A 17260-nucleotide genomic window follows, 5' to 3' on the forward strand; every position below is an offset into this window, starting at 1 on the left:
ACGCGTCTCCGCGGCCGAGCCTACGACAGAACCGCAAGAGACCACTACTCTTCCAGGTCACCCTCCGTGCGCAGGTACAGCTCCTGGAGGGCCGCCAGGGTCGCGGGGTCCGGGTGCTCCCACATCTTCCGGTTCGCGGCCTCCAGCAGCCTTTCGGTGATTCCGTGCAGGGCCCACGGGTTGGACTCGGCGAAGAACTTCTGGTTCTCCTCGTCCAGCGCGTAGGTCGCGGCGAGCTTCTCGTACATCCAGTCGGCGACCACGCCGGCCGTCGCGTCGTACCCGAAGAGGTAGTCCACGGTCGCGGCCAGCTCGAACGCGCCCTTGTAGCCGTGCCGGCGCATCGCGGCCAGCCAGCGCGGGTTGACCACCCGGGCCCGGAAGATCCGCGCGGTCTCCTCCGACAGGGTGCGGGTGCGCACCGCGTCGGGCCGGGTGCTGTCGCCGATGTACGCGGCGGGGGCCTTACCGGTCAGCGCGCGCACCGCGGCGATCATGCCGCCGTGGTACTGGAAGTAGTCGTCGGAGTCCGCGATGTCGTGTTCGCGGGTGTCGATGTTCTTGGCGGCCACCGCGATCCGCCGGTACGAGGTCTCCATGTCGCCGCGCGCCGGTACGCCGTCGAGGTCGCGGCCGTAGGCGTAGCCGCCCCAGACGGCGTACACCTCGGCGAGGTCGGCGTCGTCGCGCCAGTTCCGGCTGTCGATCAGCTGGAGGAGGCCCGCGCCGTACGCGCCGGGCTTGGAGCCGAAGATCCGGGTGGTGGCGCGCCGGTGGTCGCCGTGCGTGCCCAGGTCGGCCCGCACGTGCGCCCGGACGTAGTTGTCCTCCGGGGCCTCGTCCAGGCCGGCGACGAGCTGCACCGCGTCGTCGAGCATGGCCACGACGTGCGGGAACGCGTCCCGGAAGAAGCCGGAGATCCGGACGGTCACGTCGATCCGGGGCCGGCCCAGCTCGGCGAGGTCGACCGGTTCGAGGCCGTTGACCCGCCGCGACGCCTCGTCCCAGGTGGGCCGGACGCCCAGCAGGGCGAGGATCTCGGCGATGTCGTCGCCGGAGGTGCGCATGGCGCTCGTGCCCCACACGGACAGGCCCACCGAGGACGGCCACTCGCCGTGGTCGGCCCGGTACCGGGCCAGCAGGGACTCGGCCATCGCCTGCCCGGTCTCCCAGGCCAGCCGGCTCGGGACGGCCTTCGGGTCGACGGAGTAGAAGTTGCGGCCGGTCGGCAGCACGTTGATCAGGCCGCGGAGCGGCGACCCGCTCGGCCCGGCGGGCACGTAGCCGCCGTCGAGGGCGTGCAGGACCATCGCCATCTCGTCGGTCGTCCGGTCGAGCCGGGGCACGACCTCCTCGGCGGCGAACCGGAGCACGCTGGCCACCAGGTCGTCGGTGACGCCGAGGATCTCCGCGCAGACCTCCTCGGCGGCTTCCACGGACCAGCCCCGGGCCTCCATGGCCGCGACCAGGGCCTTCGCCGTCTCCTCGACGTCGTCGACCTCCAGGCGCCCGGCGGAGCCGTCCTCGGTCAGCCCGAGGGCCTCGCGCAGGCCCGGCAGCGCCGCGACCTGCCCGCCCCACATCTGCTTGGCCCGCAGCATCGCGAGCACCAGGTTGACCCTGGCCTCGCCGGCCGGGGCCTCGCCGAGGATGTGCAGGCCGTCGCGGATCTGGACGTCCTTGATCTCGCACAGCCAGCCGTCGACGTGCAGGATGAACTCGTCGAACTCGGCGTCGTGCGGCCGGTCCTCCATGCCCAGGTCGTGGTCGAGCTTGGCCGCCTGGATCAGGGTCCAGATCTGGGCCCGGATCGCCGGCAGTTTCGCCGGGTCCAGGGTCGCGATGTTGGAGTGCTCGTCGAGGAGCTGCTCCAGGCGGGAGATGTCGCCGTAGGACTCGGCGCGGGCCATCGGCGGGACCAGGTGGTCGACCAGGGTGGCGTGCGCGCGGCGCTTGGCCTGGGTGCCCTCGCCCGGGTCGTTGACCAGGAACGGGTAGATCAGCGGCAGGTCGCCCAGGGCCGCGTCCGGTCCGCAGGAGGCGGACATGCCGACCGTCTTGCCGGGCAGCCACTCGAGGTTGCCGTGCTTGCCGACGTGCACGACCGCGTCGGCGCCGAAGGAGTCGGCCAGCCAGCGGTACGCGGCCAGGTAGTGGTGGCTCGGCGGCAGGTCCGGGTCGTGGTAGATCGCGACCGGGTTCTCGCCGAAGCCGCGCGGGGGCTGCACGATGACGACGACGTTCTCGGAGCGCAGGGCGGCGAGCACGATGTCGCCGTTGTCCACGTAGAGCGTGCCCGGGGCGGGGCCCCACGCGCCCTCGACGCCCTCGCGGAGGTCATCGGGGAGCTTCGCGAAAAACCGCTCATACTGTACGCCGGGGATGCGCACCGGGTTGCCCGCCAGCTGCTCGGCCGTCAGCCAGTCCGGGTCCTGGCCACCGGCCGCGATCAGCGCGTGGATCAGCGCGTCGCCGTCCAGGTTGGCCACGCCGGGCAGGTCCTCGCCGATCCGGTAGCCGCGCTCGCCCAGGGCCTTGAGGAGCCGCACGACACTGGCCGGGGTGTCCAGGCCGACCGCGTTGCCGATCCGGGAGTGCTTCGTCGGGTACGCCGACAGCATGATCGCGATCTTCTTGTCCGCGTTCGGGATGTGCCGCAGCGCCGCGTGCCGCACGGCGGTGCCCGCGACCCGGGCCGCCCGCTCGGGGTCGGCGACGTACACGGTCAGCCCGTCGGGGTCGACCTCCTTGAAGGAGAACGGCACCGTGATGATCCGGCCGTCGAACTCGGGCACCGCGACCTGGGTGGCGGCGTCCAGCGGGGACAGGCCGTCGTCGTTGGCCTCCCAGTCGGCGCGCGAACTGGTCAGGCACAGGCCCTGCAGGATCGGCACGTCGAGGGCGGCGAGCTCGCTCACGTCCCAGGCTCCGTCGTCCTCGCCCGCGCCCGCCGTGGCCGGCTTGGTGCCACCGGCCGCGAGCACGGTCACGACCAGGGCGTCGGCCCGCTTCAGGGTCTCCAGCAGCGCGGGCTCGGCGGCGCGCAGCGAGGCGCAGTACACCGGCAGGGCGGTGCCGCCCGCGTTCTCGATCGCGTCACACAACGTGTGCACGAAGGCGGTGTTCCCGGCGACGTGGTGCGCCCGGTAGTAGAGCACCGCGACGGTCGGCCGGGCGTCCCGCCCAGCACCGGCCTGCTCGGCACCGCTCAGATCGGCACCGACCCGGTCGAGAATCCCCCACGCGGGAGTGGCCACCGGCAGCTCGAACCCGAACCCGGTGAGCAGCACCGTGTCGGACAGGAAGTTGTACAACGCGCCGAGGTTGGCGCCCCCGCCGTGCGCCAGGTACGCGTGCGCCTCGGTCGCGACCCCCACCGGCACCGTCGACCACTTCATCAGCTCCGCGTCGGGCGCCTGCTCCCCGCCGAGCACCACGACCGGCAGCCCGCTGGCGAGCACCGCGTCGAGCCCCTCGTCGAAGTACCGCTTCCCGCCGAGGATCCGCACCACGACCAGCGCGACACCGTCCAGCAGGGCGGGCAGGTCCTCCACGGACGTCCGAGACGGGTTGGCCAGCCGGTACGCGGCGGCGCTCGCACGAGCGCTCAGCAGGTCCGTGTCCGAGGTCGACAACAGCAGGATCATCGGGCGCTCCCCCTCGGGGTCCGCGCCCCGGGTAGTCGTTCGGCGACAGGAGTTCCTGGCTTCCCGGGACCCCTGGGCGGCGCGTCGGCACCACCCACCCGGGTGACAGTGGCGGGACCGCGCCGGACTCGCACCGGCTTCCTCCACACGTCGCCCCATATGGCGTGCCCACTCTCCCGACTCATGCGAGGTCGCGTCAAGTCACCCGCCGTAGGATCGCCGGCATGAACGAGCCCCTCCGGCCCCGGCCCGACCTGTGCCCGGGCGCGATCCAGGTGCACCGGGCGGCCGACGGCGGTCTGGCCCGGGTCCGGGTGCCGGGCGGGCACCTCGACACCGGCCAGTGGACCGCCCTCGCGAGCGCCGCCACCGACCTGGGCAACAACCTCCTGGAGCTGACCTCCCGGGGCAACGTGCAGGTCAGGGGGTTACCAGCCGGAGCGGAGGCCGAGCTGGGTGCCCGCCTGACCGAGGTCGGGCTGCTGCCCTCGACGAGCCACGAGCGGGTCCGCAACATCCTGGCGTCGCCGCTGTCCGGGCGGGACGGCCGGGGGCTGGTCGATGTCCGGCCGCTCGTCGCGGAGCTGGACCGGCGGCTGTGCGGCACCCCGTACCTGTCGGAATTGTCTGGAAGGTTCTTGTTCACGCTCGACGACGGCCGGGGCGACATCGTCGGACTGCGCGGCGACGTGGGCGTGATCCCTGTCACCGCCGACCAGGTGCTGCTGCCCCTCGCCGGCGTCGACCACAGCCTGTGCACGACGCCCGACGCCGCCGTGGACGGCCTGCTCGCGGTCGCGACGGCGTTCCTCGACGAGCGGGCGGCCCAGGGCTCGACGGCCTGGCGGCTGACAGACCTGAAGGACGGACCACGACGGGTACTCGCGCGGCTGCGCCATCCGGCACTGCGGTGGAGCGAACCGGGCGGCGAGCCGTTCCCGCTGCTCACCGACCATCCGATCGGCGTGGTCCCGCAGGCGGAGGGGCTGGCCTCGGTGGCCGTCGCCGCCCCGCTCGGCCGGCTCACCCGGGCCCAGTCCGACGCCCTGGCCGCCGCCTCCCGGGGCACCCTGGTGATCACCCCGTGGCGGGGCGTGATCGTCCCGGACGTTCCCGGGGCCGAGGCACCCGGCGTCCTGGCCACGCTAAGCTCCCACGGCCTGATCGTCGACCCGGCCTCCCCGTGGCTCGGCGTGACGGCGTGCACCGGCCTGCCGGGCTGCGCGAAGTCCCTCGCCGACGTGCGGGCGGACGCGGCGTCGACGCTGGTCGGAGCCACCCTGGGCGGCCTGCCCGTGCACTGGGTCGGCTGCGGGCGGCGGTGCGGGATGCCCGGCGGCGCGCACGTCGAGGTGCTGGCCACCGACGACGGGTACCGGGTGACGGCCGGTGCGCACACCTGGTCCACCGTGGACCCGGGGGATGTGATCGAGAAGGCGCGGAGGACGGCGTGACGGAGTACGAGCGCGACGGTGCGGAGATCTACCGCCAGTCGTTCGCGACGATTCGCGCCGAGGCGGCCCTCGACGGCTTCCCCGAGGACGTGGCCACCACGGCCGTCCGCATGATCCACGCGTGCGGGATGGTCGACCTGGCCGCCGACATCGCGTACTCCCCCGGGGTCGTCGCCGCCGGCCGGGCCGCGCTGGAGGCCGGCGCGCCGATCCTGTGCGACGCGACGATGGTCGCCTCCGGGGTGACCCGCAAGCGGCTGCCCGCCGACAACGACGTGCTGTGCCTGCTGTCCGACCCCCGGGTCCCCGGGCTGGCCGCCGACCTGGGCACCACCCGCAGCGCCGCCGCCGTCGAGCTGTGGGCCGACCGGCTCGCGGGCTCCGTCGTCGCGATCGGCAACGCGCCCACGGCCCTGTTCCACCTGCTCGACCTGCTGGACCGGGGCGCGCCGAAGCCGGCCGCGATCCTGGGCATCCCGGTCGGGTTCATCGGGGCGGCGGAGTCCAAGGAGGCTCTCGCGGCGTACCCGGGAATCGAGTTCCTGATCGTGCGGGGCCGGCGGGGCGGCAGCGCGATCACGGCGGCGGCGATCAACGCCATCGCGCACGAGAGGGAGATCCAGGCATGACCGGCAGGCTGTACGGCGTGGGGCTCGGCCCCGGCGACCCCGAACTGGTGACCGTGAAGGCCGCCCGGCTGATCGGGGCCGCGGACGTCATCGCCTACCACGCCGCCCGGCACGGCCGGAGCATCGCCCGCTCGGTGGCGGCCCCCTACCTGCGCGAGGGCCAGATCGAAGAGCTGCTGGTGTACCCGCTGACCACGGAGACCACCGACCACCCCGGCGGCTACCAGGGCGCGATGGACGAGTTCTACGCCGGTGCGGCCGACCGGCTCGCCGCGCACCTCGACGCCGGCCGCGACGTGGTCGTCCTGGCCGAGGGCGACCCGCTGTTCTACGGCTCCTACATGCACATGCACAAGCGGCTCGCGGGCCGCTACGTCGCCGAGGTCGTGCCCGGGGTGACCTCCGTCAGCGGGGCGTCCGCCGCGCTGGGCCGGCCGCTCGTCGAGCGCGACGAGGTGCTCACGATCCTGCCCGGGACGCTGGACGCCGACACCCTGGCCGCGCAGCTCGCGGGCACCGACGCGGCGGCTGTCATGAAGCTCGGCCGGACGTTCGGCAAGGTGCGCGACGCGTTCGAGCGGGCCGGCAAGCTGGGCGACGCCTGGTACGTGGAGCGGGCCAGCACGGGGCAGCAGCGGATCGCGCCGCTCGCGGACGTGGACCCGACGACGGTGCCGTACTTCTCGTTGGCGCTGCTGCCGTCGCCGGCCACCTCGGAGGCGGAGTGCCGGGTGGCGGACGCGGCCCGGCCACGGACGGGTGCGCCGTCGGTGGTCGCGGGGGCCGGCACGAACGCCGCGCGCACCGTGGGCCTCCCGACGGACGCGGCGACGGCGGTGGTCGACGGGTCGGCTCGGACCGTCCCCCGGCAGCGGGGCGAGGTCGTCGTCGTCGGGCTCGGGCCCGCCGGGCGCGACTGGCTCACCCCCGAGGCGTCCGCCGCGCTCGCCGAGGCCGACGACCTGGTCGGGTACGCGCCGTACGTCGCCAAGGTGCCCGTCAACCCCCGGCAGCGCCGGCACGCCTCGGACAACCGGGTCGAGGCCGAGCGCGCCGAGTTCGCCCTGGACCTGGCGCTGTCCGGCCGCCGGGTGGCCGTGGTGTCCTCCGGCGACCCTGGCGTGTTCGCGATGGCGAGCGCCGTGCTGGAGGTGGCGACCGGGGAGCGCTGGCGGGACGTACCCGTCAGGGTCCTGCCGGGGTTGACCGCCGCCCAGGCCGTCGCCAGCCGGGCCGGGGCGCCCCTGGGGCACGACTTCTGCGTGCTGTCCCTGTCGGACTACCTGAAGCCGTGGGAGGTCATCGAGGGCCGCCTGGAGGCCGCCGCGCGGGCCGACCTGGTGCTCGCGATCTACAACCCGGCGTCGAAGACCCGCACCTGGCAGGTCGAACGGGCCCGCGACCTGCTCCTGGAGCACCGGTCCCCGGACACCCCGGTCGTGATCGGCCGGGACGTGGGCGGGGCGCAGGAGTCCGTCCGGGTGGTCCGGCTGGCGGACCTGGACCCGGCGACGATCGACATGCGCTGCCTGCTGATCATCGGCTCCTCGCAGACCCGGGCCCGGGACGGGGTCGTCTTCACGCCCCGGCACTACCCGGGCTGAACCCCTAGAACAGCCTGCCCCGGTACGGGTGCGCCCGGCCCCACGTCCTCTCCCAGTCCGCGAGGTCCGCGGCGACCTCCGGACGGGTCGACAGGTAACGCCAGTAGTCCTCGGCGGCCCGGCGCACCTCGTCCAGCGGGAACGTGCCCGCCTGGCCGTCCAGGACCGTGTTGCGCACCGACACCCCCGACGGGGCGACGCGCACCTGGAACGCCTCGCCGTCCCAGTCCTCGGCCGCCGAGCGCCCGCTGACCACCTCGTCGACGATGCCCAGCAGGTCCAGCGCCTGGTACGGCGAGTTGCGCAGCTCCATCACGAACCACACGCCCAGCGGGACGTACCTGTCGTCACTCGCCCGGTACCTCGGGAAGCCGTCCCCGTCCGTGTAGAAACTGAGGAAGCTCACAGGTGTCTCCTTGTCACAGGAACGGGAATCCGTGCTTGAGCGCGCCCGTCGCACTATCGTAGTAGCCCATGATCGGGACGCCGTTGTGTGAGCCCGTCCAGGTGCCGTCCGCGTGCTTGACCGCGTTCGTGCCGTTGAACGCGTTCGTGACCGCGTTGTCGCACTGCTGCGGGGTCCAGTCGTCGGGGAAGAACGTGCTCCGGCCCTGACCGACCTTGGGCTGCCATTGGCCCGGGGTGGGCGGCGGGCCGGGGGACGGCGGCTTCCAGAACTCGACCTTCGCCTCGTAGACCCCGGTGGTGGGGTCGCGGCGCAGCACCTGGCCGACCCGGCGGTCGGGGAAGTCCTCGCCGCCGGGGCGGTAGTGGTAGCCCCTGCGGTTCTCGCCCTCGAACGTGTGCCGCAGCCGTTCGGGGGACATCCGGTCGGGCCGGGCGCGCTTGGCGGCGCGGCCGTCCTGCTTCTTGAGGTAGCGCAGCGCGGCCCGGAGCAGCTTGCCGGACTTCTTGCGCTGGCTGTGGGTGGCCACCGGCTACCCCTCGATCAGGGTGAAGAGGACCTCTTGGACGAGGTTGCCGACGATGGTGCGGCACAGCTGCTGGAAGATCGGGATCTCCAGCAGGGTCGCGCCGAACGTCACGAACGCCGTCGCGATGGCCTGGGCGATCTGGATGGCCAGGATCACCAGCTGCACGATCACCATGATCTTCAGGGCGAGCACGATCATGCCGCAGATGATCAGCCCGGTACCGGTCAGGACGGCGGCCGTGGCCCCGTTCGACAGGTTCTTCGCGGGGCTCTCCCCGTCCGCCCACCAGTCGCGGAACGCCTCGATGTCCCCGCCCTCGTGCTCGGCCCAGACCGAGCCCGCGCCCGCGTGCGCGTCGGCGACCACGCCGTGGATGGTGCCGGAGAAGCCGATCCAGGTCTTGCCCATCTCGAACAGCTTGGTCTCGTCGGCCTCGGGCCAGGAGTAGCCGATGACGTTGAGCAGGGAGCGCAGCTCGCCCGGAATCTGGAGGCCCACGATCAGACCATTCCCTTGTGGACGCCGGTGAAGTGGTCGTCGATGCCCTTGTCGGTGGTGCGGTGCTGGCCGGCCATGCCGACCAGGTCCTCGCCCGCCACGCCGATCTCCTCCAGGGCCGCCTGGTAGCACTCGAACGCGAACGAGGACACCTCGTCGTGCGCGGCGCCGATCAGCCCGCCGATGTCGTCGGCGCCCCACGGCTGGCCGTAGGCGGCGATCTCCGTCCGGAACGCGGCGAGCGCGGTGGTGAACCGGGTCGCGACGGCCCCCAGACCCTGACCCGACGCCGAGAGCTTGTCCGGATCGATGTCCACCATCACCGGCCGCCCTGGGCCGCGATCCGGGCCTGCGCGTCGACGAGGGCGTCGGCGAACGAGGTCATCTGCCGGGTCGCGTCCTCCTGGATCGCGCGCAGGTCCTCGGCGAGGGTGCCGAAGTCCGCCGGGCCGGCGGGCTGCGGGCTCCGGGCGCGCAGGTCCGCCAGCGCCGCGTTGACCGCCGCCAGGGTCTCCTCGGCCAGGGTCTGCGAGTCCATCCGCATCACCCGCGGGTTGAGGACCAGCTCCGACAGCTGGCCGGGCGCGACGGCCTTCGCGGTGATCAGCCCGTTGGCCGCCTCGCCGACGCCCTCCGCGGCGTCGTCTCCGGCGGCGGGTCCCATGGCCTGGAACCGGTCGAGCATCGAGGTGGCCTCAGCGAGCATCCGGCCGAGGCCGGCCGGGTCTGCGAGCGGATCCATACACGTCCCCCAGGGAGAAGTCGGACTGCCGGTCGCCATCATAGAAGGGGCCGGCAACCCCGAACCGGGGCGAACTACCCGCGGGACGCCTCCAGTTCGGCGCGGGTCAGCAGGCTGGCCAGGACGATGCCGGCGTCCGCGAGGGCCGCCGCGCCGCCCTCCTGCCGATCGATCACGCACAATGCGTGGTCGACGGTCGCGCCGAGCGCGCGCAGTTGGCCGGTGGACAGCGCGATCTGGCCGCCGGAGGTGACCACGTCCTCGACGACGAGTACCCGGCGGTCGGCCAGCGGTGCGCCCTCGGCGAGCCGGGCGGTGCCGTACGGCTTGGCCTCCTTGCGGACGAACGCGCACGGCAGCCCCGTGTGCCGACCCAGGGCGGTCACCACCGCGATGCCGCCCATCTCCAGGCCGGCGAGGACCTCGGTGCCGGCGGGGACCAGGGGGACCATCGCGGCGGCGAGGGCGTCGAGGAGCACCGGGTCGGCCTCGAACTGGTACTTGTCGAAGTACTCGTCGGCGAGCCGGCCCGACCGGAGGGTGAACTGGCCACGGATCCGGCACGTGGCGTCGACCTGGCGGGCGAGATCAAGAGTTGTCACAAGGCCCGATCCTGTCATGCACCGTTTCCGGGCTGAATCATTCCCCCTCCGAACGTTCCCCATCATTCCCCGCCGAACGTTCCGCGCTGTTCCCCGCCGCACGTTCCACCCAGGCGACCGCCTCGGCGACGGTGCCGACGGCCGCCGTCCCCGGGGCGGCCGGCCGGTCCACCATCAGGACGGGTATCCCCAGCTCCCGGGCCGCCGTGAGCTTGGCGGCCGTCTGGTCCCCGCCGCTGTCCTTGGTGACGAGCAGGTCGACGGCGTACCCACGGAGCAGCGCCAGCTCCCCGGCGACGGTGAACGGCCCCCGGTCCAGGACGACCGTCAGCCGGGCCGGGACCGGGTCCTCGGGCGGGTCGACGGAGCGGAGCAGGAACCGGTGCGGCAGGTCCGCGAAGGCGGCGAGGTCCTTGCGCCCGGTGGTGAGGAACACCCGGACGTCCGGGGTCGCGCGCAGGGCGTCGGCGGCGGCGGCCAGCGACGGCACCCGGCGCCAGTCGTCACCGGGCCCCTCGGTCCAGCCGGGGCGGCGCAGCGCCAGCAGCGGCACGCCCACCTCGGCGGTCGCGGTCGCCGCCGACCGGCTGATCACCGCCGCGAAGGGATGGGTCGCGTCCACCACCGCGTCGATCCGGGCCCCGCGGAGCCAGGCGGCCAGGCCCTCCGGTCCGCCGAACCCGCCGATCCGGACCTCGCCCGGGGGCAGCCGCGGCTCGCTGACCCGGCCGGCGAGGGAGGACACGACGTGTACCCGGCCGACCAGCGCCTCCGCGAGCCGGCGGGCCTCGCCGGTGCCGCCGAGGACGAGTACCCGCGCCGTCATGCCCCTGACCTCCTGCTGGAATGCTGAAAGCGATGAGCACCAGTCTGCGGTACGGCTGGACCACGGGGGCGTGCGCCACCGCCGGGACCACCGCCGCGTACACGGCCCTGTTGACCGGGGAGTTTCCCGACCCGGTCGAGATCACGCTGCCCAAGGGGCAGACCCCGGCGTTCGCGCTGGCCCGCGAGGAGCTCCGGTCGGACCGGGCCACGGTGGGCGTCGTGAAGGACGCGGGGGACGATCCGGACGTCACGCACGGGGCGCTGGTGTCGGCGACGGTCACGCACGGCGCGCCGGGCAGCGGGGTCACGTTCCGGGCCGGCCCCGGCGTCGGCACCGTGACGAAGGCCGGCCTGCCCCTGGCGGTGGGCGAGCCCGCGATCAACCCGGTGCCCCGGAAGATGATGACCGAGCACGTCCTCGCGGTCGCGGCGGCGCACGGCGGCACGGGCGACGTGGTCGTGGAGATCTCCGTCGAGCACGGCGAGGAGCTGGCGAAGAAGACCTGGAACCCCCGGCTGGGTATCCTCGGCGGCCTGTCGATCCTCGGTACCACCGGGATCGTCGTGCCCTACTCGTGCTCCGCGTGGATCGACAGCATCCGCCGGGGCATCGACGTGGCCCGGGCCGCCGGTCGCACGCACGTCGCCGGGTGCACGGGCAGCACCTCGGAGCGGGTGGCCGCCGAGGTGTACGGGCTGCCCGAGGAAGCGCTGCTGGACATGGGGGACTTCGCGGGCGCGGTGCTGAAGTACCTGCGCCGGCACCCGGTGCCCCGGCTGACCGTCTCGGGCGGGATCGGCAAGCTGTGCAAACTCGCCAACGGGCACCTGGACCTGCACTCGGGCCGCTCGCAGGTGGACTTCGCCGTCCTGGCGGAGACGGTGCGCGCCGCGGGCGGCGCTCCGGACCTGGTGGCGGCGGTGCACGGCGCGAACACGGCCCTGGAGGCGCTCCGGCTGTGCCAGGCCGAGGGACTGCCGCTGGGTGACGTGATCGCGGCGCAGGCCCGGGTGGTGGCCCTGGAGACGCTCCGCGGGGCTCCCGTCGAGGTGGACGTGATCGTGATCGACCGGGCGGGCGTGATCGTGGGCAGGGCCTAGGGCGGCGCTCCGCACCGCCCCGCCTCTCAGTCCCGGCAGCGCGCCACCGAGTACAGGTGGCTGTCGGGGAACTCCCCGGCGGTCAGCACCCGCCCCACCACGATCACGGCCGTCCGCACGATCCCGGCCTCCTCGACCCGCCCGGCGATGTCCGCGAGGGTCCCCCGCACGATCAGCTCGTCGGCCCGCGAGGCCCGCGCGACGACCGCCACCGGGCAGTCCGCCCCGTAGTTGGGCACCAGCTCGGCCACGAGTTCCCGCAGCCGCTGCACGGCCAGGTGCAGGACCAGGGTGGACGCCGACCGGCCCAGCGAGGGCAGGTCCTCGCCGGGCGGCATGGGGGTGGCGCGCGCCGAGGTCCGGGTCAGGATGACGGTCTGCCCGACCCCGGGCACCGTGAACTCGCGCCCCAGCGCGGCCGCCGCCGCCGCGAACGCCGGCACCCCGGGGGTCACGTCGTACGGCACGCCGGCGGCGTCGAGCCGGCGGAGCTGTTCGGCCATCGCGGAGAACACCGACGGGTCGCCGGAGTGCAGCCGGGCGACGTCCAGGCCGGCGGCGTGCGCGCCGACCAGTTCCCCGATGATCTGGTCGAGGTTCAGATTGGCCGTGTCGACGAGGCGCGCGCCGGGCGGGCAGTGCGCCAGGAGCTCGACGGGGACCAGGCTGCCGGCGTACAGGCAGACGGGTGAGGCGGCGATCAGGTCCCGGCCCCGGACGGTGATCAGGTCCGCCGCGCCGGGCCCGGCCCCGATGAAGTGCACTGTCATTGCTTGTCCACCGTCCACTGTGTGACGGGCATGGCGGGGCGCCAGCCCGTGAATCCGCCGACCGGGGCGGCCCGCGACACCGCGATCCGGGTCAGGTCCCCGCCGAGCGCGCCGAACCAGTGCGCCACGGCGGCCTCGGTCTCCAGGGTGACCGCGTTGGCGATCAGCCGGCCGCCGGGTCGCAGCGCCGCCCAGCATGCCTCGACCACGCCGGGCACGGTGAGGCCGCCGCCGACGAACACCGCGTCGGGGGCGTCGAGGCCGGCGAGCGCTTCGGGGGCCCGGCCGGCAATGGTCCGCAGGCCGGGCACGCCCAGCCGGGCGGCGTTGGCGCTGATCCGGGTCAGCCGTTCGGGGTGCGACTCGACGGCGAGGGCCCGGCACGACGGGTGGCTGCGCATCCACTCGACGGCGATGCTGCCGTTGCCCGCGCCGACGTCCCAGAGGAGTTCGCCGGGGCGGGGGGCGAGCCGGGCCAGGGTGACGGCCCGGATCTCGCGCTTGGTGAGCTGGCCGTCGTGTTCGTAGGACCCGTCGGGCAGGCCGGGCACCCGGGACGCGGGCGGTCGCTGGCACTCGACGGCGATCACGTTCAGCGGATCGAGATCTTCGAAGGACCAGCTCTCGGCGGTACCGGTGAGCCGCCGTTCCACCGGGCCCCCGAGCTGTTCGAGCACGGTGAGCCGGCTGTCCCCGTACCCGTGAGAGGTCAGGAACTCCGCCACGGCGGCGGGTGAGCGGCCGTCGGCGCTGAGCACCAGGAAGCGTCCGCCGGGCTGGACGGCCTCGACGGGTCGGCCGACGACGGAGTAGACGGGGGTGTCCTGCACGGCCCAGCCCATCCGGGCGCAGGCCAGCGCGGCCGAGGAGGGGTGCGGCAGGACCTGGACCGCGTCGGCCCCGAGCAGCCGGACCAGCGTCGAGCCGATGCCGTAGAACAGCGGGTCGCCGCTGGCCAGGACGCAGACGTTCCGGCCGGCGAGGCGGTCGAGGAGGGCGGGGAGGCCGGGCAGCAGGGGGCTGGGCAGCACGATCCGCTCGGCGACGGGCGCACCCGTGCCGGCGATCACGCCCCGGCACGGGGCCGGGTCACCGTCCGGGGCGGAGCCGGAGCCCCGGGTCGGGACCGCTCCACCGTCCGCGCCGCGCGGGGCCGGACCCACCCCCGGGCACGGGGACGCGCTGTCGTCGGGAGCCCGGTCCGCCGGCCCGTCGCCCCGCACGATCGGCGGCTGGCCTTCGGGGAAAACGTCGTCGCCCGGGGTCCACCCGTTGTCGTCGGACAGCGGCTCGACGCCCGAGACCGAGCCGTCGGGGGCCACCTCGGCGGTCGGGGGCAACAGGTCCAGTTGGCGGGGGCTGCCGACCAGCACGTCCGCCGCCCCGATCGCCGCCCGGGACCCCGGAGCCAGCCCGGCCCAGCCGTCGGCCCCGATCCCCACGACCGTGATCACCGGACGTTCCCGAGGATCCGGGTCACCGCGATCTCCAGGACCACCCGCTCGGGGTTGACCCGGGGCTGCTTGTACCGCGCCGCGTACCGCCGGACCGCGTCGGCGACCGACTCCGGGTCGTCCCGCAGCACCGCGACACCCTCCAGGGTGGACCACCGCGCGCCGTCGACCTGGCACACCGCGACCCGGACCCCCTCGGCCCCGGCCTGCCGGACCCGGCGCGCCTTGAACGACGTGCCCGACGAGATGACCCGCGCGACGCCCGACTCCACGTCGAGGGTCACCCCGACCGGGGCGACGTGCGGGCTGCCGTCGCGGCGGAGCGTGGTCAGCGTGCACAGGTGCCGCTCGGTCCAGAACTCGCGAAAAGCGTCACTCACCTGCATAGCAGCTTCTTCTGTACCTTCCCCATGGCGTTGCGCGGCAGCTCCCCCACGAAGACGACCCGCCGGGGCCGCTTGTGCACCGACAGCTCCTTCGCGACGAACTCGATCAGTTCGCGGGCCTGCACCCCGGAGGCGACCACGAACGCCACCACCTCCTGGCCCAGGTCGTCGTCGGGCAGCCCGACCACGGCGGCCTCGCGGACGGCCGGGTGCGCGAGCAGCGCGTTCTCGACCTCGCCGGCGCCGATCCGGTACCCGCCGGACTTGATCAGGTCGGTGGAGGCCCGCCCGACGATCCGGTACTGCCCGTCGACCAGCTCCGCGATGTCCCCGGTCGGGAACCAGCCGTCGTCGGTGAACGGGGAGGGCCGGTGCAGGTACCCGTCGAACAGGGTCGCGCCCCGGACCTGGAGTTCGCCGTCCTCGCCGGCGAGCCGGGCCACGACCCCCGCGACGGGCGCGCCGACGTGGCCGGGGCGGCGTTCGCCGTCGGCCCGGGCGCTGACCGTGATCAGGGTCTCCGTCATGCCGTACCGCTCGACCGGCCGGTGACCGGTCAGCTCCTCGAGCGCGCCGAACACGGGCACCGGGAGGGCCGCGCTGCCGGACACCAGCAGCCGGGCCTTCCGCAGCTCGCGGGCCGCGTCGGGCTCGGCGACGATCCGGGACCACACGGTGGGTACTCCGAAGTAGAGGGTGCCGCCCGCCGCCGCGTACGCCGCCGGGGTCGGCCGGCCGGTGTGCACGAGCCGGGAGCCGGTGCGCAGCGCGCCGAGGACGCCGAGCACCAGGCCGTGCACGTGGAACAGCGGCAGGCCGTGCACGAGGGTGTCCTCGGGGGTCCAGGCCCAGGCGTCGGCGAGCGCGTCGAGGTCGGCGGCCAGCGCGGCGGCGGAGAGCAGGACGCCCTTGGGGGCGCCGGTGGTGCCGCTGGTGTAGAGGACCAGGGCTGCGTCGGGGCCCGCCGGGTCGCCGGAGGCGGTCCGGGAACCGGAGAGCAGGTCCGCGACCGGCACCGCGCCCGAGTCACCCAGGATGTGGTCGCGCTCCAGCGGGCCGGCGTCGGGGGCGACCGGCACCACCGGTACCCCCGAGAGAAGCCCCGCCACGATGGCCACCACCGTGTCCAGGGACGCCGTCGCGTGCACCGCCAGCGCCGGTGCGCCCTTGGCCGCGTCGGCGAGCCGCTGGGCCCGGTCGCGCAGGTTCTCCCAGCTCGTGGCCTCGCCGTCGATGACGACCGCGTCGGGCCGGTCGCCGAACGCCCCGCTCAGGGCGGGCAGCAGGTCGGTCACGGGTCCTCCTCGCTGGTTCGTGGGTCGTGCTCCCGCCGCCAGACTAGGCTGCGGCCATGATCCTCAGAACGGCCGGCTTCGCCGAGATCTCGAACACCATCCTGTACTCGCTGCTCAAGCTCCGCGCCGAGGTCTTCGTCGTCGAGCAGAACTGCGTGTACCCGGATCTCGACGGCCGCGACCTGGAACCCGGCACGCTGCACGTCTGGCTGGCCGAGGGCGAACAGGTGACGGCGTACCTGCGGGTCCTGACCGAGCCCGACGGCGCCGCCCGGATCGGCCGGGTCGTGGTGGCCCCGGCCTGGCGCGGCACGGGGCTCGCCGACCAGCTGGTGGCCGCCGCGCTGACCGCGATCGGGGACCGGCCGGCGCGCCTGGAGTCGCAGAGCGCCGTGACCGCGCTGTACGCGCGGCACGGCTTCACCGTCTGCGGCCCGGACTACGTCGAGGACGGCATCCCGCACACCCCGATGTCCCGGCCGGCCCCGTCGGGCACGGGACAGGCCGTCCGGGACTAGGCCGGAACCGCCGCGACCCGCCTGGAGCCGCCCACCGGGCCTACGGCAGCGCCGCGAGGATCTCGCTCAGCTCCCGCTTGCGCCCCGTGTAGAACGGGACCTCCTCGCGCACGTGCCGCCGGGCCCCCGACGCGCGCAGGATGCGCATCAGGTCCACGATCCGGTACAGCTCGTCGGCCTCGAACGCGAGCATCCACTCGTAGTCGCCGAGCCCGAAGCTGGCCACGGTGTTGGACCGCACGTCCGGGTACTCCCGGGCCATCTTCCCGTGCTCGGCGAGCATCCCGCGCCGCTCCTCGTCGGGCAGCAGGTACCACTCGTAGGACCGGACGAACGGGTACACGCAGATGTACTTGCGCGCCTCCTCGCCCGACAGGAACGCCGGGATGTGGCTCCGGTTGAACTCGGCCGGCCGGTGCAGCGCGAACTGCGACCACACCGGTTCGAGCACCCGGCCCAGCTTGGTGTGCCGCAGCGCCGCCCAGGCGTCCTGGAGGATGTCACTGTCGGGGGCGTGCCACCAGATCATCAGGTCGGCGTCGGCGCGCAGGCCCGACACCTCGTACGTGCCGCGGACGACCAGGTCCTTCGCCCCGAACTGGGCGAACACGTCCTCGACCTCGGCGGCGATGTCGCCCCGCATCGCGGGCAGCTTCTCGGCCGCGCGGAACACCGACCACGCGGTGTACCGGATGGTGTCGTTGAGTTCGTTGATCCGGGCGGCGTTCGGGTTGCTCATACCCCCATCTTGCCGTCGGGTCGCGGCCGGGCGGGAGCCGCCCCCGGGAGTCGGGGAC

18 protein-coding genes and 1 riboswitch are annotated in these 17260 nt (G+C 74.1%); of the genes, 5 read left to right on the top strand and 13 right to left on the bottom strand.

Annotated features, from left to right (window positions below; genetic code table 11):
• Positions 1-44: 44 nt before the first annotated feature.
• Positions 45-3647, bottom strand: a complete 3603-nt coding sequence (gene cobN, locus PT931_RS11235; protein ID WP_456245674.1) for a cobaltochelatase subunit CobN — start codon at positions 3645-3647, stop codon at positions 45-47.
• A 50-nt stretch (positions 3648-3697) separates the two neighbouring features.
• Positions 3698-3790, bottom strand: a riboswitch (cobalamin riboswitch).
• 81 nt (positions 3791-3871) lie between these two features.
• Between cobN and cobG the strand changes: the two genes are divergently transcribed.
• Genes cobG through PT931_RS11250 form a run of 3 tightly spaced genes read left to right on the top strand, consistent with a single transcriptional unit; the run spans position 3872 to position 7334 of the window.
• Positions 3872-5101, top strand: a complete 1230-nt coding sequence (cobG, locus tag PT931_RS11240) for a precorrin-3B synthase (protein ID WP_456245675.1) — start codon at positions 3872-3874, stop codon at positions 5099-5101.
• A complete protein-coding gene (locus tag PT931_RS11245; RefSeq protein WP_456245676.1) occupies positions 5098-5730 on the top strand; it encodes a precorrin-8X methylmutase in 633 nt (210 codons plus the stop codon). Before cobG ends, PT931_RS11245 begins: the two co-directional genes overlap by 4 nt.
• Positions 5727-7334 (top strand): precorrin-2 C(20)-methyltransferase, encoded by a 1608-nt coding sequence (locus PT931_RS11250; protein WP_456245677.1) that lies wholly within the window; start codon positions 5727-5729, stop codon positions 7332-7334. The genes PT931_RS11245 and PT931_RS11250 overlap by 4 nt, the downstream gene beginning before the upstream one ends.
• Positions 7335-7338: 4 nt before the next feature.
• Here PT931_RS11250 and PT931_RS11255 read toward each other — a convergent pair whose 3' ends face one another.
• The 7 genes from PT931_RS11255 to PT931_RS11285 form a co-directional block, all read right to left on the bottom strand.
• The gene (locus PT931_RS11255; protein ID WP_456245678.1) at positions 7339-7740 is read right to left on the bottom strand and encodes a hypothetical protein; all 402 of its coding nucleotides are present in this window, start codon (positions 7738-7740) and stop codon (positions 7339-7341) included.
• Between the two features lie 13 nt (positions 7741-7753).
• Positions 7754-8269, bottom strand: a complete 516-nt coding sequence (locus PT931_RS11260) for an EndoU domain-containing protein (RefSeq protein WP_456245679.1) — start codon at positions 8267-8269, stop codon at positions 7754-7756.
• 3 nt (positions 8270-8272) lie between these two features.
• Positions 8273-8767, bottom strand: a complete 495-nt coding sequence (locus PT931_RS11265) for a WXG100-like domain-containing protein (RefSeq protein WP_456245680.1) — start codon at positions 8765-8767, stop codon at positions 8273-8275.
• Between the two features lie 2 nt (positions 8768-8769).
• Positions 8770-9087, bottom strand: coding sequence for a hypothetical protein (locus PT931_RS11270; protein WP_456245681.1), 318 nt, complete (start codon positions 9085-9087; stop codon positions 8770-8772).
• Positions 9087-9509 (bottom strand): YbaB/EbfC family nucleoid-associated protein, encoded by a 423-nt coding sequence (locus PT931_RS11275; RefSeq protein WP_456245682.1) that lies wholly within the window; start codon positions 9507-9509, stop codon positions 9087-9089. The genes PT931_RS11270 and PT931_RS11275 overlap by 1 nt, the downstream gene beginning before the upstream one ends.
• A 74-nt stretch (positions 9510-9583) precedes the next feature.
• The gene (locus PT931_RS11280) at positions 9584-10111 is read right to left on the bottom strand and encodes an orotate phosphoribosyltransferase (protein WP_456245683.1); all 528 of its coding nucleotides are present in this window, start codon (positions 10109-10111) and stop codon (positions 9584-9586) included.
• A 37-nt stretch (positions 10112-10148) separates the two neighbouring features.
• Positions 10149-10937: a cobalt-precorrin-6A reductase gene (locus PT931_RS11285; RefSeq protein WP_456245684.1), complete on the bottom strand. Its 789-nt coding sequence runs from the start codon at positions 10935-10937 to the stop codon at positions 10149-10151.
• A gap of 32 nt (positions 10938-10969) precedes the next feature.
• On the opposite strand from PT931_RS11285, the gene PT931_RS11290 reads away from it, so the two are divergent.
• Positions 10970-12040, top strand: a complete 1071-nt coding sequence (locus PT931_RS11290) for a cobalt-precorrin-5B (C(1))-methyltransferase (RefSeq protein ID WP_456245685.1) — start codon at positions 10970-10972, stop codon at positions 12038-12040.
• 26 nt (positions 12041-12066) lie between these two features.
• Here the strand turns inward: PT931_RS11290 and cobM are convergent, their stop codons facing one another.
• From cobM to PT931_RS11310, 4 genes are read right to left on the bottom strand one after another with little or no spacing between them, the layout of a single operon-like run.
• Positions 12067-12810: a precorrin-4 C(11)-methyltransferase gene (gene cobM, locus PT931_RS11295; RefSeq protein WP_456245686.1), complete on the bottom strand. Its 744-nt coding sequence runs from the start codon at positions 12808-12810 to the stop codon at positions 12067-12069.
• Positions 12807-14264 (bottom strand): precorrin-6y C5,15-methyltransferase (decarboxylating) subunit CbiE, encoded by a 1458-nt coding sequence (gene cbiE / locus PT931_RS11300; RefSeq protein WP_456245687.1) that lies wholly within the window; start codon positions 14262-14264, stop codon positions 12807-12809. The genes cobM and cbiE overlap by 4 nt, the downstream gene beginning before the upstream one ends.
• Positions 14261-14650 (bottom strand): TIGR03618 family F420-dependent PPOX class oxidoreductase, encoded by a 390-nt coding sequence (locus PT931_RS11305; protein WP_363726303.1) that lies wholly within the window; start codon positions 14648-14650, stop codon positions 14261-14263. Before PT931_RS11305 ends, cbiE begins: the two co-directional genes overlap by 4 nt.
• Positions 14641-15945, bottom strand: coding sequence for an AMP-binding protein (locus PT931_RS11310; RefSeq protein ID WP_456245688.1), 1305 nt, complete (start codon positions 15943-15945; stop codon positions 14641-14643). The genes PT931_RS11305 and PT931_RS11310 overlap by 10 nt, the downstream gene beginning before the upstream one ends.
• Positions 15946-16001: 56 nt before the next feature.
• On the opposite strand from PT931_RS11310, the gene PT931_RS11315 reads away from it, so the two are divergent.
• Positions 16002-16463: a GNAT family N-acetyltransferase gene (locus tag PT931_RS11315; RefSeq protein ID WP_456245689.1), complete on the top strand. Its 462-nt coding sequence runs from the start codon at positions 16002-16004 to the stop codon at positions 16461-16463.
• Between the two features lie 40 nt (positions 16464-16503).
• On the opposite strand, the gene hemQ is transcribed toward PT931_RS11315, so the two are convergent.
• Complete coding sequence (hemQ, locus tag PT931_RS11320; RefSeq protein WP_363726309.1) at positions 16504-17202, bottom strand: hydrogen peroxide-dependent heme synthase; 699 nt, start codon at positions 17200-17202, stop codon at positions 16504-16506.
• Positions 17203-17260: the final 58 nt, after the last annotated feature.

Source organism: Longispora urticae, assembly GCF_053902585.1.

Excerpts from the sequence above, each read along its gene's own strand:
- cobN (WP_456245674.1), bottom strand. The coding sequence starts at position 3,647 with ATGATCCTGCTGTTGTCGACCTCGGACACGGACCTGCTGAGCGCTCGT.
- cobG (WP_456245675.1), top strand. The coding sequence starts at position 3,872 with ATGAACGAGCCCCTCCGGCCCCGGCCCGACCTGTGCCCGGGCGCGATC.
- PT931_RS11250 (WP_456245677.1), top strand. The coding sequence starts at position 5,727 with ATGACCGGCAGGCTGTACGGCGTGGGGCTCGGCCCCGGCGACCCCGAA.
- PT931_RS11270 (WP_456245681.1), bottom strand. The coding sequence starts at position 9,087 with ATGGTGGACATCGATCCGGACAAGCTCTCGGCGTCGGGTCAGGGTCTG.
- PT931_RS11275 (WP_456245682.1), bottom strand. The coding sequence starts at position 9,509 with ATGGATCCGCTCGCAGACCCGGCCGGCCTCGGCCGGATGCTCGCTGAG.
- PT931_RS11285 (WP_456245684.1), bottom strand. The coding sequence starts at position 10,937 with ATGACGGCGCGGGTACTCGTCCTCGGCGGCACCGGCGAGGCCCGCCGG.
- PT931_RS11290 (WP_456245685.1), top strand. The coding sequence starts at position 10,970 with ATGAGCACCAGTCTGCGGTACGGCTGGACCACGGGGGCGTGCGCCACC.
- cobM (WP_456245686.1), bottom strand. The coding sequence starts at position 12,810 with ATGACAGTGCACTTCATCGGGGCCGGGCCCGGCGCGGCGGACCTGATC.
- PT931_RS11305 (WP_363726303.1), bottom strand. The coding sequence starts at position 14,650 with ATGCAGGTGAGTGACGCTTTTCGCGAGTTCTGGACCGAGCGGCACCTG.
- PT931_RS11315 (WP_456245689.1), top strand. The coding sequence starts at position 16,002 with ATGATCCTCAGAACGGCCGGCTTCGCCGAGATCTCGAACACCATCCTG.
- hemQ (WP_363726309.1), bottom strand. The coding sequence starts at position 17,202 with ATGAGCAACCCGAACGCCGCCCGGATCAACGAACTCAACGACACCATC.